Source organism: Sphaerotilus hippei, from assembly GCF_003201595.1.
In the GTDB taxonomy this organism is placed as follows: domain Bacteria; phylum Pseudomonadota; class Gammaproteobacteria; order Burkholderiales; family Burkholderiaceae_C; genus Sphaerotilus; species Sphaerotilus hippei.
Genome location: NZ_QJJS01000043.1, coordinates 1 through 1,496, shown reverse-complemented (window position 1 = coordinate 1,496; position 1,496 = coordinate 1). Strand labels below are relative to the sequence as shown.

At 69.7% G+C, this 1,496-nt stretch carries 1 pseudogene; it reads right to left on the bottom strand.

The window, feature by feature from the left end:
- A pseudogene (locus C7444_RS19915) lies at positions 1-1,437 on the bottom strand (IS3 family transposase); the annotation flags it as partial.
- Between the last annotated feature and the right edge of the window lie 59 nt (positions 1,438-1,496).

Here is a 1,496-nt window from a genome sequence, read left to right as displayed (position 1 = left end):
CTTGCCGATACAGCACATCCCGCGCCGCCAGGATCTCGCGGTCCTGCCCCGCATGGCGCTGCGCCGGACTGACGTAGCGCAGGCCGCTGTGGCGGTGGTCATGGTTGTACCAATGCACGAACGCGCAGGCCCACTGCCGCGCCGCCTGCAGATCCTTGAAGCCGCCGCTGACCGGGAACTCCGGGCGGTACTTGGCCGTGCGGAACAGGCTCTCGACGAAGGCGTTGTCGTCGCTCACCCGGGGCCGGGAGTACGACGGGCGGATCTTGAGCCAGTGCAGCGTGGCCAGCACCGTGGTGGCCTTGAGCGTGGCGCCGTTGTCACCGTGCAGCACCGGCCGCTTCTCGGGTGGCCGCCCGTGCAGCCCCTCGGCCAGCGCCGCCCGCTTGAGCACCGCCACGGCGTGGTCGGCGCTGTCGCTGTCATGGACCTCGAAGCCCACGACCCGGCGACTGTAGAGATCCAGGATCAGGTACAGGTAGAACCAGCGCCCGGTCACTTCGCATGGCAGGTAAGTCATGTCCCAGCACCACACCTCGCCCGGCGCACGGGCCACGTGCGTGGTGGGCGCCTTGCTCGGCCGGGGCGCGCGCGCTCGGCCCCGGTGGCGGCTCTGTCCTGCCGCGCGCAGCACCCGGCTGAAGCTCGACTCGCTGGCCAGGTACACCCCTTCGTCGGCCAGCGTCGGCACGATCCGCGCCGGCGGCATGTCCGCAAAGCGCGGCTCGTTGGCCACCTCCAGCAGCTGCGCTCGCTCGTCCTGGCTCAGCGCATGGGCGGGTATCGGGCGAACGGCTCCCGGGCGTCCGTCACCGGCACCCGACCGCGCCCGCCAGCGCTGCAGCGTGCGCACGTCCAAGCCTGCCATCTCGCACGCCGGCTTGAGCCTGGCGCCCTCGCGGCACGCGATCTCGATGTGCCCCACCGTCTTCTGGCGATCTTCCTGCCCGGTCATTCGTCCGCGCCCTCGTGGAAGATCGCCGAGAGTTTTTTTGACAGCACCAGCAATGCCGCAGCCTCCGCCAAGGCCTTGTCCTTGCGCCGCAGCTCTCGCTCCAGCTCCTTGACTCGTCGGCGCTCCGCACCATTGGAGGCGCCGCTGGTCGCCACCTTCGGGTCGGCCAGTGCGTCCAGCGCGCTCGCGCTCCACTGCGTCAGCTCTTGCGGATACACCCCCTGCTCGCGGCACCACGCCGACTTCGCCGTCTCGTCCAGCGATGCCGTCGCAATCACCGCCTGCAGTCGCGCCGCAGCCGTCCACACCCGACGCGCAGACTCGCCGCCGCTACTCGCTGATTCCAGCGCTTCAGCCAGCCACCGCTCCAGCGTCGAGGCGCTCACACCTGCCTCTGCGGATACCCGCTCCACCGGAGCGCTCTCCGGCGGCAGCAGTCTTGCCACCACCCGGTCCTTGTATTCCTTGCCGTATCGAGCCACGTCTTCTCCTCGTCTTCGCCCCCTCTTTGGGTTCTATCGACGCGGCAACTATTCTGACG